This is a genomic window from Herbaspirillum huttiense (assembly GCF_004367745.1).
GTDB lineage: Bacteria > Pseudomonadota > Gammaproteobacteria > Burkholderiales > Burkholderiaceae_D > Herbaspirillum > Herbaspirillum huttiense.
The window spans coordinates 2,765,088-2,780,440 of record NZ_CP037993.1; the positions used below are offsets into that span (position 1 = coordinate 2,765,088).

Annotated in this window: 8 protein-coding genes and 1 pseudogene; all 9 read left to right on the forward strand. The window is 57.1% G+C overall.

All coding sequences use genetic code 11. The features are described from left to right. Nucleotides 1–18 precede the first annotated feature (18 nt). Nucleotides 19–981, forward strand: coding sequence for a site-specific integrase (locus tag E2K99_RS12540; RefSeq protein WP_134222410.1), 963 nt, complete (start codon nucleotides 19–21; stop codon nucleotides 979–981). A 323-nt stretch (nucleotides 982–1,304) separates the two neighbouring features. Continuing rightward, nucleotides 1,305–4,272: pseudogene (locus tag E2K99_RS26155) on the forward strand (TrlF family AAA-like ATPase). A gap of 550 nt (nucleotides 4,273–4,822) precedes the next feature. Next, nucleotides 4,823–6,067: a TolC family protein gene (locus E2K99_RS12550; RefSeq protein WP_166675063.1), complete on the forward strand. Its 1,245-nt coding sequence runs from the start codon at nucleotides 4,823–4,825 to the stop codon at nucleotides 6,065–6,067. Continuing rightward, nucleotides 6,064–7,548, forward strand: a complete 1,485-nt coding sequence (locus E2K99_RS12555) for an efflux RND transporter periplasmic adaptor subunit (protein WP_134222411.1) — start codon at nucleotides 6,064–6,066, stop codon at nucleotides 7,546–7,548. Before E2K99_RS12550 ends, E2K99_RS12555 begins: the two co-directional genes overlap by 4 nt. Next, nucleotides 7,545–10,685 (forward strand): efflux RND transporter permease subunit, encoded by a 3,141-nt coding sequence (locus tag E2K99_RS12560; RefSeq protein WP_134222412.1) that lies wholly within the window; start codon nucleotides 7,545–7,547, stop codon nucleotides 10,683–10,685. Before E2K99_RS12555 ends, E2K99_RS12560 begins: the two co-directional genes overlap by 4 nt. Nucleotides 10,686–10,713: 28 nt before the next feature. Next, a complete protein-coding gene (locus tag E2K99_RS12565) occupies nucleotides 10,714–11,052 on the forward strand; it encodes a copper-binding protein (RefSeq protein WP_134222413.1) in 339 nt (112 codons plus the stop codon). A 203-nt stretch (nucleotides 11,053–11,255) separates the two neighbouring features. Beyond that, complete coding sequence (locus E2K99_RS12570) at nucleotides 11,256–12,017, forward strand: NAD(P)H-dependent oxidoreductase (protein ID WP_134222414.1); 762 nt, start codon at nucleotides 11,256–11,258, stop codon at nucleotides 12,015–12,017. 159 nt (nucleotides 12,018–12,176) lie between these two features. After that, on the forward strand, nucleotides 12,177–14,036 hold the full coding sequence (locus E2K99_RS12575) for an IucA/IucC family protein (RefSeq protein WP_134222415.1): 1,860 nt from the start codon (nucleotides 12,177–12,179) through the stop codon (nucleotides 14,034–14,036). After that, on the forward strand, nucleotides 14,033–15,262 hold the full coding sequence (locus E2K99_RS12580; protein WP_134222416.1) for an MFS transporter: 1,230 nt from the start codon (nucleotides 14,033–14,035) through the stop codon (nucleotides 15,260–15,262). Before E2K99_RS12575 ends, E2K99_RS12580 begins: the two co-directional genes overlap by 4 nt. Nucleotides 15,263–15,353 lie beyond the last annotated feature (91 nt).

Consider the following 15,353-nt stretch of genomic DNA (forward strand, 5'->3'; position numbering starts at 1 on the left):
TTTTGAGATTCAAGCGCCATGATCCAGATTGACGACTACTTGCGCGCCGCCACCCGGGACAACACCCGCAAAAGCTACCGCGCCGCAGTGAACCATTTCGAAACTGAATGGGGCGGCTTCTTGCCGGCCACCGCCGATAGCATCGTGCGGTACCTGGCCGCGTATGCTGGCGTGCTGGCGCACAACACCTTGAAGCAACGTATCTCCGCCCTTGGCCAATGGCACGTCGACCAGGGCTTCCCGGATCCGACCAAGGCTCCTGTGGTACGCAAGATGCTACGTGGCATTCAGGAACTGCACCCTGCACAAGAAAAACGGGCCAAGCCGCTGCAGCTTGAGGCGCTTGAGCAGACCTGTGCTTGGCTTGAACAGCAGTGCGAGCAGGCACGGCACCAAGGACGCTTCGGCGATCTGCTCCGCTACACCCGGGACAAGGCGCTGCTGCTCATTGGCTTCTGGCGCGGCTTTCGCAGTGATGAGCTGGCCAGGCTGGAAATCGATCGTATCGAGGCCGTGCCCGGCGAGGGCATGAACATCTACCTACCACGCACGAAGACTGATCGAAGCCTCAAGGGCACCATCTACAAAACGCCTGCGTTATCGAAGCTATGTCCGGTCGCAGCCTACCTTGATTGGCTGGCTGTCAGCGGGCTTAAATCGGGTGCCGTCATTCGAGGGATTGACCGCTGGGGTACGATCAGCAACGGTGCCGTCAATGCGGCGAGCATTATTCCCTTGCTCCGTCGGATCTTAAAGGCTGCCGGGGTCACGGATGTACACCTCTACAGCTCGCATTCGTTACGCCGAGGCTTTGCTAGCTGGGCCAGCGCCAATGGTTGGGAGATGCGGGCGCTGATGGAATACGTGGGATGGAAGAACGTCAGTTCGGCGTCGCGCTATGTCGATTCGCCGGATCCCTACCACCGCGAAATGCTGGAGAGGCTCCTTCCCAAGACGCCACCGGCCCTGAACCAACTCTGATCAACGCGGCTCCAGGAGAGGACACTCTTTCCCATCCAAGCGGGGGCGATTCAGCGCAAGAATGACAACATGTTTTGACGCGAAATCGACTGCCTGCATCGAATTCACCATAGAACGCTTAACACTCGAGCAAGTTTATTTGAGCATTTCAGGTAATATCGGCTATGGATTTGAGGGCACTTCTGAGCGCGACGCGACGGGACGATTTCGCGAATTGCACCAATAAAAATTTCTGCCCAGTAGCGGAAAGTAGCGAGATTCGCACTCCGAAAACACTCCTATTCTGGATCTTGCTCAATAACTAAACACAATTGGGGGAAGCAATGACAGAGACCTTTGATACGACAAACACCCGAGGTTCTTTATGGCACAGGTGGGATCCTCATATCCACACGCCTGGTACCGCCCTGAACAACGGATATTCCGGAGATGAGTCATGGGATGGCTTCCTAAGCAAGATAGAGACTAGCTTGCCGCCCATTCGAGCGCTGGGCATCACCGATTATTGCAGCATTGAAAAATACGTCGAAACGCTCGCAAAAAAACGCGAGGGTCGTCTTCCTGGCGTTGGTTTGATTTTCCCAAACGTCGAGTTTCGCCTTTCGATCGAAACCAAAAAGGGGGTGGGGATTAATTTACATTTTCTGTTCTCGCCTCACGAACCAGACCATATTTCCCGGATTACCCACTTTCTTGATGGCCTGGAGTACGGACATCAAGGGGAAACTTATCGTTGCAATCGCTCTGATCTTATACGTTTAGGCCGCACGCACAAAGGGCCGGCCCTTGACGACGAAGCCGCTTACCGTACCGGGGTTAACCAGTTTAAGGTCGATTTTGAGCGCTTGCGAGTTGCTTGGAATAAAAGCGACTGGGTTAGAGAAAACTGCTTAATAGCGGTGGCCGGTGGCGGAACCGACGGCACCTCTGGCCTTCAATCTGATGACGGCCAATGGGCTACCACGCGCCAGAATATTGAGAGCTTTGCTCACATTATCTTCTCTGCCAGTCCACAGCAGATCGACTTTTATCTGGGCAAGGGGGCCGCTACGGTTGACGATCTTGAGAAGAAGTGGAATGGCAGGAAACCATGTCTTCACGGATCGGACGCTCACGAAGAGGAACGCGTGGGTGTACCCGATAAAGGTCGACTGTGCTGGATAAACGGGGACCTTACGTTCGAATCGCTACGCCAAGCCGTTATTGAGCCAGAGGGGCGAGTCTTCATTGGCGGCATGCCGCCGCGCGGCGCGATGCCGGGAAACTGTATTGAAGCAGTTTCGTTTACCAACGCTGATTGGTGTGGTCCCCGTCAACGCCGGCATGGTAGCCATCATTGGAGCTCGTGGATCTGGGAAAACGGCGCTAGCAGATCTCATCGCAACAGGTGGATTTGGTGTTTCCAAACAACTGAACGGTAGCTCGTTTCTAAGACGGGCAGCCGATTTTCTAACGGATTCTCGCGTCAAGCTAACTTGGGAAAACGGCTCGGAGACCGAGAATGATGTGGCGTCGGCAGAGATGGAAGATTTGCTGGATGCTCCCCACGTTCAATATCTGTCACAGCAATTTGTCGAAAAGCTCTGTTCATCTGAAGGATTGAACGACGCGCTTATTGCTGAAATTCAGCGCGTTATATTTGAGGCCCATGAGGAATCTGAACGCATGGGCGCAGAAGACTTTACTTCGCTATTAAGGTTAAGACTGGATCAAGCCCAAAGTGACCGGGAGCGCCATCGACGCACACTTGAACGCGCCACCAACGGTATCACCGAAGAGCAGATTCGAAAGGACAGTCTGCCCTTGCTCAACAAGGACAAAAACGAAAAGAGCAAGTTGATCGATAAGGACAAGGAGGACAGGAAGCTGCTTATCCCCAAAGGGCAGGAGCTTCGCACTGCAAGGCTCGAGTTACTTACACAGGCTCTTGAACAGAAACAACAAGTTGCCAGCGCCGTTAAACTGCAGATACAAGCTTTGTCAGGGATTCAAACAGATGTGCGCGATTTTATCGACAACGAGATTCCTGAGTGGGTCGAAGGCCTGAAAGAAAAGCGTAGCAACGCAAGACTAAGTGAACTGGACTGGAAAGCATTTACTGTCCAGTTCTCTGGCGACGTCGATCTTCTCTTAAAGAGCAGGATAGCGGAGGCAACCAAAAGACTTTTTGCATTAGAAGGCGAAGCCCCAGACGAATCCGAAAGAGAAGAGTTTGCGCTCACGACTGCTCTAATCCCAGATGAGGCCACTTTAGCCGAGCAACCTATTAACTTGTTACAGCGCGAACGTGACCGGCTGCAAAAAATGGTCGGAATCGACGAACAGAATGCACGGCGCTATAAGGCATTGTCGGAGAAAATTTCGAAAGCCGAAGCTGCCCTGGCGAAAGTTATTAGCGACATCGAGCGTGGCAATAAGGCGGATGAAGCCCTTAAGTCTCATCGCTCGGATAGAAACACAGCCTATCAGGGCATCTTCGATGCCGTATCGAATGAGCAAATCGAGCTTGCAAATTTATATGCCCCCCTGAAAGAACGCATTAAAAACGGGCCGGGCTCGGTTTCAAAATTGTCGTTCTCCGTGCGGCGACTCGTGGACGTCGGGTCTTGGACAGCGCGCGGAGAGGCGTTAATGGATCTGAGATCCGGACCTTTCCGAGGCAAAGGCGAGCTCGGCAAGGTAGCCGACTCGATGCTGGGCCAGACTTGGCGCCACGGAGAGCCGGCCGAAGTGGCCGAAGCCATGAACCAGTTTGTGTCGCAGTATGCCGGGCAACTCAAAGAACATATGCCGTCTGGGCAAAATTTCCGAGACTGGGCGCGAAAGATATCGGCTTGGCTTTACAGCACAGACCATATCCGCATTGGATACGGTCTGCAGTATGATGGCGTGGACATTGAAAGCCTGTCGCCAGGTACTCGAGGAGTTGTTCTCCTGCTCCTCTATCTTGCCATTGACATCAATGATGACCGGCCGCTGATCATCGACCAACCCGAAGAAAACCTTGACCCTCAATCTGTATTTGATGAGCTAGTGCCGGTGTTCAGAGACGCAAAAAAGCACAGGCAAATTATCATTGTGACCCACAATGCAAATCTCGTAGTGAACACCGATGTCAATCAAGTCATCGTTGCGCGCTGCGGCCAACATCGCCAGGGACAATTGCCAGAGATCACCTACGAAAGTGGCGGATTGGAGAACCCGCGTATCCGGGAGTCAGTCTGCGCCATATTAGAAGGTGGAGAAAAAGCATTTCGGGAACGTGCTCGTCGCTTGAGAGTTGCGTTATAAAATTCGTGCGCTGCCATGGCCTATTAGCGAAGAACGCTTAAATATGGCCATTCGCGTCCCCACTTGACGGTTCATGCTCTATAATTTCTCGCATGAAGCTCTTCCGCACATTTTTGATCATGCTACTGGCAGTTGCCATTCCCTTGGAGGGACTGGCAGCTGTTCGCATGGTCGAAATGATGCGTACCGCTTCTCCGGCCATGGAGTTGGCCCTCTCCGTAGGTAGTCCTGACGAAACTTGTGTCATGAGCATGAAGAGCGATGACAAGTCGTCAAAGTCCACAGCGCCTTGCAAGATGGGAGACGCCTGCAAGATTTGCCAAGTGTTTCCGTCGACCACACCTTCAGCGGACGTTAATCTGCACGTGCTTCCCTTGATCGCAACGGTCTCCCTGTTGCCCGAATCGTTTCTTCCTTCCCACGATCCGTCCGGATTGTGGCGTCCCCCTCGTTCACTCTGATCGTTGCTGATTTCTTGACACGCTTGGCTTGAGCGCCAAGTGGTCTTTCGCGCGTTTTTTCGCGCAGTCACGCTATGGAGTGAACAATCATGTCCTTTTACAGGATATCCGGGGCCCTGCTTGCTTTGCTAGCGGGGATGTCCGACCTTGCCCACGCGGCTCCCTTATCTTTTAACGCTGCGCTCGATATCGCCGAGCGCCAGTCTCCCAACCTGGCCTCCAACAGGGCCCAAATTGCGGCAGCCCAATCATCGGCGATACCCGCAGGTGCTTTACCTGACCCCAAGATCTTTGCCGGTATCGACAACTATCCCGTCTCCGGGCCGGATCGAGGCCGACTCAATGCCGACTCCATGACGATGCAGAAAATCGGCGTCATGCAGGATTTTCCCAATGCGGCCAAGCGCCAAGCCCGCGTTGCCGTAGCCGAAGCTTCGATCGAAACGGCGCAAGCACAGCGGCAAGTGGAGCGCCTCAAGCTGCGCAGAGCCACGGCCTTGGCTTGGCTCAACCGCTATTTCCTGGAACGCAAGATCTCGCTGTTCGATGATTTGGACAAAGAGAATTTGCTTTTGGCAGATGCCGTGCGCGCCCAGATCGCGTCTGGCCGTACCCAGGTGGCCGATAGCGTAATGCCCAAGCAGGAAGCGGCTCAACTGGCTGACCGCCGTGATGAACTGATCCGAGACCTGGTCAAGGCCAAGTCTGGCCTCCGCCGCTATGTGGGTGGTGAAGCCGATGAGCCACTGGTCGATGCTTTGCCTGAGCTGCGCATCGATGCTGATCATTTACGCGATCACTTGCACAAGCATCCGGAACTGGAAGCCTATTCTGCGGAGAGCCACAAGGCGGAAGCAGAATTGCGCCAAGCGCAGGCGATGAAGAAATCCGATTGGGGTGTCGAGCTAGCCTATCAACGACGTGACCCGCGCTTTGGCAACATGGTGTCGGTCCAGTTCACGTTCGAGATTCCGGTTTCTCCCGCGACAAGGCAAGATCCCCTCATCGCGGCTAAACAGCAAGAGCTATATCGCATCGATGCGGATCGTGAGGCCATGCTGCGCGATCATGCCAACGAGCTCGAAAGCGATCTAGCCGACTACCATTCCTTGACCCGCCAGCTTGAGCGTGCCAACCAGACTGCCTTGCCCTTGGCACAGCAAAAAACCGACCTCCAGTACGCCAGCTATCGCGCAGGCAAAAGTGACTTGACGACAGTCTTGGCGGCACGCCGGGAAGTCGTTGACCAGCGCCTAAAAATCATTGATCTGGAGGCGCAAAGATCCGCAGTCGCCGCCCAGCTCTATTTCGCATATGGGGGAGATCAACAATGAAAAAACGCACTTATCAGATTGCCGTGCTGATTCTGGCAGTGGGTGCCGGGAGCGGTATGGGCGGCTATTGGATGGCGCATCGTGCTGCCGGAGCTCAAGCCATGCAGGCGGAGCCAGCAAATGCAGCTACGCACGTAGAGCGTAAGGTTTTGTATTGGTACGACCCCATGATGCCGAATCAGCGATTCGACAAGCCGGGAAAGTCGCCGTTCATGGACATGCAACTGGTCGCGAAATATGCGGATGAGCAAGGTGACGGTGCCGGCGTCAAGATTGACTCTGGAATTAGCCAGAATCTGGGAATGCGCACCGCCATGGTCGAGCGTGGCAGCTTTTCGAGTACCGTGCGTGCTATCGCCAACGTGCAGCTTAATGATCGCCAGGTGGCGATTGTCCAAGCCCGAAGCAACGGCTTTGTTGAGCGGGTCTACGCACGTGCTCCTGGCGACGTCATTGCACGCGGCGCGCCCCTGGTGGACTTGCTCATTCCGGAATGGGCTGGCGCCCAAGCGGAATTTTTGGCGGTGCTCGGTACGAAGGACCTGGCGCTAATCCAGGCCGCCCGCACACGTCTGCAGTTGCTCGGGATGTCGGGTGATCTGATTAGCCGTGTGGAGAAGAGCGGCCGACCTCAGACGGTAGTGACCGTCGCTGCACCTATTGCGGGCTTGATTCAGACCTTGGATATCAGGAGTGGAATGACGGTATCGGCTGGAGCGCCTTTAGCCAGGATCAATGGGCTCGATACCGTGTGGCTAGAAGCGGCAATTCCTGAGGCGCAAGCCGCACTAGTTAACGTCGGCGACAAGCTGGAAGCGGATTTTGCGGCTTACCCAGGCGAAAAATTCACAGGAAAGATCCTTGCCGTTCTGCCGGAGAGCAACGCAGACAGCCGTACCCTCCGGGTTCGCGCCGAGTTGCCCAATCGCGATGGCAAATTGAAGCCGGGCATGTATGCGCAAATCGGCTTAGGAGGCGGCAAGGCAGCACCAAGTCTACTGGTACCGTCTGAAGCGGTCATCCGCACTGGCGCGCGCAATATCCTGCTTGTCACAACAGGCGATGGGCGCTACCAGCCGGTCGAAGTGAAGCTTGGCCAAGAATCCGATGGTAAGAGCGTCATCCTGGATGGCGTCATCGAAGGCCAACAAGTTGTCACCTCCGGTCAATTCCTCATCGATTCCGAGGCTAGCCTTAAAGGCGTGCTCGCGCGGCTGAACACTTCACCAGGCGCCGACGCCAAGAGCGCCCAGATGCCACTCAATGAGGCGACCGGGAAAATCGAATCACTGCGGGGCACTGACATCACGCTCTCGCACGGTCCGGTCCCAACATTGGGTTGGGGAGCCATGACAATGTCATTCAAACTGGCGCGGCCTGAGATGGCAACAGGTCTCAAGACCGGAGATAGCGTGCATTTCGGTTTCCAAGAGAGAAATGGCGATTATGTGATCGAGAAGCTGGATCGGAGCACGCCATGATCGAAAAACTCATCAAATGGTCGCTTCGCAGCCGCTTCCTGGTCTTGTTTGGCGTGCTTTTTCTGGGGGCCTGGGGGTTATGGGCGCTCAAGACCACCCCTGTGGACGCGTTGCCCGATCTTTCGGATGTTCAGGTCATCATCCGGACTACCTATGCTGGTCAGGCACCGCAAATTGTCGAGAACCAGGTAACGTATCCGTTGGCAACTACCATGCTGTCGGTACCGGGCGCAAAGACCGTGCGGGGCTACTCGTTCTTCGGGGACTCCTTCGTCTATGTCTTGTTTGAGGACGGCACCGACATGTATTGGGCGCGTTCCCGGGTACTGGAATATCTCAACCAAGTGCAGGGACGCCTTCCCGCCTCGGCCAAGGCATCACTGGGCCCTGACGCTACCGGCGTCGGCTGGATCTATGAATACGCCCTGGTGGACAGGACCGGGCAACACGACTTGGCCCAGTTACGTAGCCTGCAAGACTGGTTCCTGAAATATGAGCTCAAGAGCCTGCCCAATGTCGCCGAAGTCGCAACGGTAGGCGGCATGGTCAAGCAATACCAGGTAGTGCTCGACCCGGTGAAACTGGCGGCCTACAACATCGCGCAAGATAAGGTTGTCGACGCGATCAAAAAGGCCAACCAAGAAACCGGTGGCTCAGTGCTGGAGATGGCGGAAACCGAGTACATGGTGCGGGCTTCCGGCTATTTGAAGACGCTGGCGGACTTCCGCAACATTCCCTTGGCGACGGGGAAAAACGGCGTACCCGTCAAACTGGGCGATGTGGCGACCATCCAATTCGGGCCGGAGATGCGCCGCGGCATTGCGGAACTCAATGGCGAAGGTGAATCGGTGGGCGGCGTCATCATCCTGCGCTCAGGCAAAAATTCGCGGGACACCATTGCGTCCGTCAAGAGCCGACTGGAAGAGCTCAAAAAAAGCCTACCCGCCGGTGTTGAGGTCGTACCCGTCTACGACCGCAGCCAATTGATCGATCGCGCCATCGACAATCTGTCGCACAAGCTGCTTGAGGAGTTCATTGTCGTTGCGGTCGTTTGCGGCCTGTTTCTCTGGCATTTGCGTTCCGCACTGGTGGCCATCGTCTCTCTGCCGCTGGGCATCATGATTGCCTTCATCGTCATGCGGTATCAGGGCGTCAATGCCAACATCATGTCCCTAGGGGGGATCGCCATTGCAATTGGTGCCATGGTCGATGCCGCCGTCGTCATGATCGAGAATGCGCACAAGCACATCGAAGAGTGGAAGCATCGACATCCCGGGCGACCTTTGCAGGGGGAAAACCATTGGAGAGTCATTGGTGAGGCGGCGGCAGAGGTCGGACCAACGCTGTTTTTCTGCTTGCTGATCATTACCCTGTCGTTTATCCCGGTATTCACCCTCGAGGCGCAGGAGGGGCGCTTATTCGGGCCGTTGGCATTTACCAAGACCTATGCAATGGCCGGTGCCGCCGGATTATCCGTCACACTGATCCCGATCCTGATGGGTTACATGATCCGCGGGAAGATCCCCTCGGAGAACAGCAATCCGCTCAATCGCTGGCTGATTCGTTGCTATCGGCCGTTACTGGAAGCCGTCTTGGGCCGGCCTAGGACGACACTGGCAATTGCGGCGCTTGCGCTGTTGACGACCTTATGGCCGATCAGCCGTTTGGGCGGTGAGTTCTTGCCGCAGATGGATGAGGGGGATCTGCTCTATATGCCGTCAGCCTTGCCAGGCTTGTCCGCATCCAAAGCTGCCGAACTGCTACAACAGACCGATCGCCTGATCAAGACGGTTCCGGAAGTCGCCAGTGTTTTCGGCAAAGCTGGTCGTGCTGAGAGTGCGACCGATCCCGCCCCCCTGGAGATGTTCGAAACGACCATTCAATTCAAGCCGCCTGATCAATGGCGCCCCGGCATGACGCCGGCGAAGTTGGTGAATGAGCTTGACCGGGTCGTCAAAGTGCCTGGCCTGTCAAATATCTGGGTGCCGCCCATTCGTAACAGGCTAGACATGCTGGCTACCGGGATAAAAAGCCCGATTGGCGTCAAAGTGTCAGGCACCAGCCTGGCCGATATCGACAAGACGGCGCAAGAAATTGAACAGGTTGCCAAAGCGGTACCGGGCGTCAGCTCCGCGCTCGCCGAACGTCTCAGTGGCGGACGTTACGTGGATGTTGATATCGACCGGCTGACCGCCGCCAACTACGGTCTCAATATCGCTGATGTGCAAAGCATCGTCTCGTCCGCCATCGGTGGGGAGAATGTCGGTGAGACGATTGAGGGACTGGCACGTTATCCGATCAGCGTTCGCTATCCGAGAGAGACTCGCGACTCGCTGGAGCGACTGCGCGATCTGCCGATCCTGACCGCCAGCGGCCAGCAGATCACCTTGGGAACCGTCGCCAAGCTGAAGATCAGCGATGGCCCACCCATGCTCAAAAGTGAGAATGCTCGGCCTAGCGGCTGGATCTATGTCGATGTCCGGGACCGGGATCTGTCATCTGTGGTCGCCGATTTGCGCGCAGCTGTCAGTGCCAAGGTAAAGCTGACGCCCGGACTGAGCATTGCCTACTCAGGGCAATTCGAATACCTGGAGCGGGCAAATGCACGCTTGAAGCTGGTGGTGCCGGCAACGCTGATGATCATCTTCGTACTGCTCTATCTAACGTTCCGTCGCTTCGATGAGGCAGCATTGATCATGGCCTCACTGCCATTTGCCTTGGTTGGCGGCATCTGGTTCCTCTATGTCCAAGGCTACAACCTATCGGTTGCCACCGGTGTCGGGTTCATCGCTCTTGCGGGCGTGTCCGCTGAATTCGGCGTAGTCATGCTGCTGTACCTGAAACAGGCGGTCGCTGCCCGCGTGCAACAGGGAGGTGCTATCTCCATCCCCGTACTGGAGGATGCAATCCGCGAAGGTGCCGTGCTCAGAGTACGTCCAAAAGCGATGACCGTGGCTGTCATCCTTGCGGGCCTGATCCCAATTTTGTGGGGAAGCGGTGCCGGTTCCGAAGTCATGAGCCGGATTGCAGCGCCGATGGTCGGCGGCATGATTACCGCTCCGTTGCTTTCGATGTTTGTCATTCCGGCCGCGTATCGCTTGATGCGTGGTCGCCAACCCAAAGCCAATCCGGCTTAATTTATCCTCAAAGTGAAAGGAAGTTGTCATGAAGAATGTGATGTACGCCATGCTTTTTACCGCATCGCTGGGCAGCATTTCGCCCGTATTTGCCGCCGACATGCAGGGCATGAAAATGGGCCAGGCTGATGCTGGCGAAATGGTTTCTCATGGGACCGGTGTCATCAAGAGCCTCGACCCGAAGCAGAAAACCGTTACCTTGGCTCACCAGCCCATCAAGGAATTGAACTGGCCAGCGATGACCATGGGCTTCAAAGTATCGGATGAGAAATTGCTGCAAGGCTTTAAGGTCGGCGACCAAGTCTCGTTTGACCTCAAGGGGAGTGGGGCAGCACCAGTGGTAACCAACATTCGTCCGGCTAAATAACCGTCAAAACGTCCGTGTTCGCGGTAAGGAGCCAAACTGCGACACGGACTAGACGCGCACCTCAGTTGTGCTAAATAACTACAGTGCCTTAAGCCGGGTGCATAAATATATCTAAGACGCTTAAAGTACGAATTTGTCCGCTTGTTCAGCCCTTTAGATCAAAACCGAATATAAGGCAGAACACTAATTACTTTTTCGCTTATATCCGAAAACTTGCTTCATCTCGGCTGGCTCCCCATCTGGCCGAGGTGGCATCGAGGACCTTGCGCGATCAAGGCCATGAGGTCCTGCACTCGGACCTGTATGCCATGGGGTGGAAGAGTGCATTGGATGCCCAGGATTTCCCTGTCCGCCAACATTCCGATCGTCTTTCTATCATCGCCGAGTCCGAGCATGCCTTTGCACATGGCTGCCAGACGTCCGACGTGGCGGAAGAACAGCGCAAGCTGTTGGCTGCCGATGCGCTGATCCTGCAATTTCCGCTCTGGTGGTTCAGCATGCCGGCGATCATGAAAGGCTGGATCGACCGGGTGTGGGCTTATGGGCTGGCCTACGGCTATCGCGGCGCGGGCAATGCCTACCGATACGGGGAAGGCGGGTTGGCCGGAAAGCGTGCGTTGCTTTCGGTGTGTGTGGGAGGGCCGGAAGTGGATTATTCACCCCGGGGCATCAACGGACCTCTGGAGCAGCTGCTTTTCCCGATCACCCATGGCAGCTTGTTTTTTCCGGGGATGGAGGTCTTGCCGACCTTTGCGGTATATGGCGCAGGGCATTTGAACGAGGCCCGACTGGCTACAGCTGAAGATGCCTTGCGTTTGCGGTTGGCGGGACTGTTCCGGGACAAGCCGATTCCTTTCCGCACGCAAAACGGGGGAGATTATCCGGATGCTCATGTTCTGGCGGAGCATATCGCCCCGGGACAGAGCGGCCTGGCGGCGCATGTCGAGGAAGTCGGGCTTGGTTGAGACGTCGGGACCATGCAGCAGCTTGCCTTAATCAGGCAAGCTGCAAACTATATTTTACATAATACAAATTATACGAATAAATACCCCTCGAATAAATACGAATAATAGCCATTCTCATTTGATACAATTCAAAGACACTTTGTTACATGAGGCAACAATATGCGTACTTTGAATCTCATCCAGGACCTAGGTGAACCCCAAGATGTCCATCTCAACCGAGCCTGGCATCAAGCCCGGCAGCGCAGTCTGCAACGCACCCTGCAAGCGCTGTTCCGCGAAAAGCTGCTGCAGCGGGAACACCTGATCTTCGATGGGCACTACGCCTGGCTGCCTTTGTGGAAAGCGCAAAGCATGCTGCGCATCGAGGGCCTGCACCTGGGTGTGGCGGACAACTGCCAGCTCCACGGTTCCATCGCACACTACAGTGTCGGAAACCCGGTCCCGCAAGCCTTGCTGAGCTCGTCCATGCTGTTGGCAAAGGTGGCTCGGGCGCATGAGGACATTTCCGAAGCCAGCCTGCAACGGCTGATCATGGAGCTCTCCAACAGCGCAGAAAATGACGCACTTTGCCTGAATTACCGCCAACACTGGGGACTTCGATTGCGTGCTGAGCTCGGGCAGCAGCAGACCAATTTTGCCGCCGCATTATTCCGTTCAGCGCACCCCAACCCGAGCCTGCTGCTGGAACAATGGGGCACGCTGGGCCATCCCTGGCACCCCAACTACAAGACCAAACTCGGCTTGAGCAGCGCCGAGGTCATGGCGCTCTCGCCCGAATTTGAAGCCACGATCACGCTCTCCCTGGCAGCAATGCACGTCGATGTCGCCTGCATCACCGGCGGCCAGGACCACGCCGAATACCGGCAATGGTTCGCTACCCACTACCCGCAAGCCTGGGAAACGTGGACAACAGCCTTGCAGCAACGGGGTGAAGACGTTTCACACTGGCTCCCCCTGCCCTTGCATCCCTACCAGCTGGATCGCGCCATCCCCGAACGCTTCGCTCAGGCAGTGGAAAAGCGCCAGCTCCTGCTGCTGCCCGAAGCGAGCCTGCCAGCCCGGCCGACCATGTCCTTCCGCACCGTGGTTCCTGAAGGCTCGCCGACAAAGCCGCACATGAAACTGCCCGTATCGCTGCGCCTGACCAGCGTCGAGCGTACCGTCTCGCCCAAGTCCGCCGTGATGGGCCCGCGCCTGACCAGGCTGCTGCGCGACATCATCGCCAAGGAAGACGGTTTCGGCGGACGACTGGCTATCCTCGGTGAAGAAGTCGGCCTGTATTATCGCGACCCGCAGGGCAATGACGATGTCTCCCGCCACCTGGCCGTGCTCTACCGCAGCAACCCCATGACGCAACGCTGCAAGGAGCGCATGCCGGTACCGGTGGGCGCCTTGTTTGCAGATTCGCCTCTGAGCGGGCGTCCGCTGGTCTGCGATCTGGTCAGCGCAGCGTGGGGAGACGACGCCGATGCTGCCGAACAATTCTTTGCTGCCTATCTGGATGTCGCCTTGCCGGCAGTGCTGGGGGCTTATCTGCGCTATGGCATCGCCTTTGAAGCCCATCAGCAGAACAGCTTCGTGATGGTGGATGCCCAACTTCGGCCCGTGCAGATGCTCTTGCGCGACTTTGGGGACCTGCGCATCCATGCCCCCACCTTGCGCCACAGCAGGCTGGCGCTGGAAACTTACAGCAGCAAGCACACCCTGTTCGAAGACAACGATTCCGTGCGCGACAAATTTCTGCACGCCTTCATGCTGTGCCACATCATCGAACTTGCCTTGCTGCTCTCACGCACCTATCAGCAGCGGGAAGCAGCATTCATGGCGGTACTGCGCGAGCGTCTCCAAGCCAGCTTCGCGGAACTCAAGGCAGACACCGAACCGCAGCGCTGGCAAACCGAGTATCGGGCACTGCTGCAGGATGACTGGCCGGCCAAGTCCTTCGTCCGCATGCGACTGAGCGACACCTCCGAGGACGTCGTCCTGCGCATGCCCAATCCCCTGCTGGGCCCAGCATGAGCGTGTTGATGGGCTGCAGTCCGGCTGTGGCGTTGCGCTATCTGATGGCCATCCAGCTGCTCTCGATGGGCGCGATGGAAATGAGCGGCCCCTTCTGGCCACTGCATTTGCGGGAGCTGGCTCCCATGTCGGCTGCCACGCTGGCCTGGGTCAGTATGGCGGTCTATGCCGGCCCCTTGCTGATGACCATGCTCACCGCCCCCTGGTGGGGCCGCCTGGGCGACCGGACCGGCCACAAGCCGATGGTGGTGCGGGCCTTGCTGGCGCTGGCGGTCAGCCAGCTGATGGCGGCCTGGACCGACAGCGTCACCGTAGTACTGCTGGCGCGTCTGATCCAGGGCGCGCTGGGCGGCTTCATCGCTACGGCGCAAGCCTATGGCGCGGGTCTGGCCACCCCGGCACAGCGCAGCTCGCTCATGGCACGATTGCAAGTAGCCACCGCCATGGGCTCAGCCCTGGGCCCATGGCTGGGCGGCATCCTGTTTGACCTCTGGGGGTTCTGGATCGTCAACCTGATGACCGCGCTGGTGTGCGTGCTGTGCGCGCTGCTGGCTGCGGTGGCCCTGCCCTTCGTCAAGCCAGCCGCGCCGACTGATCGACAGCGCGCATCATCAAAGCCGGTTGCTCCAACGGCGGCAGAACGCCCTGCACTGCAGGCGTTTCAAGGCTTGTTGCTGGGCATCTTGCTGGTGCAGGCGGGCAAGATCATGCCGCAGGCTTTCTTTGCGGTGTATGCCGATCAGGTCCTGCATGCCAATGCCAGCTTCACCGGCCTTTGCTATGGCGCTACCGCACTGGGCCTGTGCATTGCGGCTCCGCTCTGGGCACGCGCCTTCGCTGCACTGGCACCGGAGCAAGTCCTGCAGCGGGTCAAGTGGATCACGCTGGCCTGCGCTGCCACGCTGGCCTTGCAGTCCATGAGTCATGTGCCGGCATGGTTTGTCGCGGCACGCTTGCTGTGGGGCGTGTTCCTCGGCGCATTGCTGCCGGTGTTCTACACCCTGCTGTCACGCCAGGCCGATGGCCACCGCCAAGGCTGGGTGCTCGGCGCCGGCAACAGCGCCGCCAAGGCCGGTGCCCTGCTCGGAACAGCTGCCGGTGCCTTGGCCATGGGCTGGCTGCCGATCAGTGAAGTGTTCTGGCCCAACGCTGCCGTCTATCTGATCGTGGCCGCCGCCCTGCATGGTTTGCAGCGACGTTCCGACACCCGCGAGGCCGCCAGCTGAAACACCTCCCTTGCCGTCACAAGCTTTCCCTCCGCCAGCCTTCCGCCAGCCTCTGCAACAGAAGTTCGTCCATTCACAACGTAAAACAATA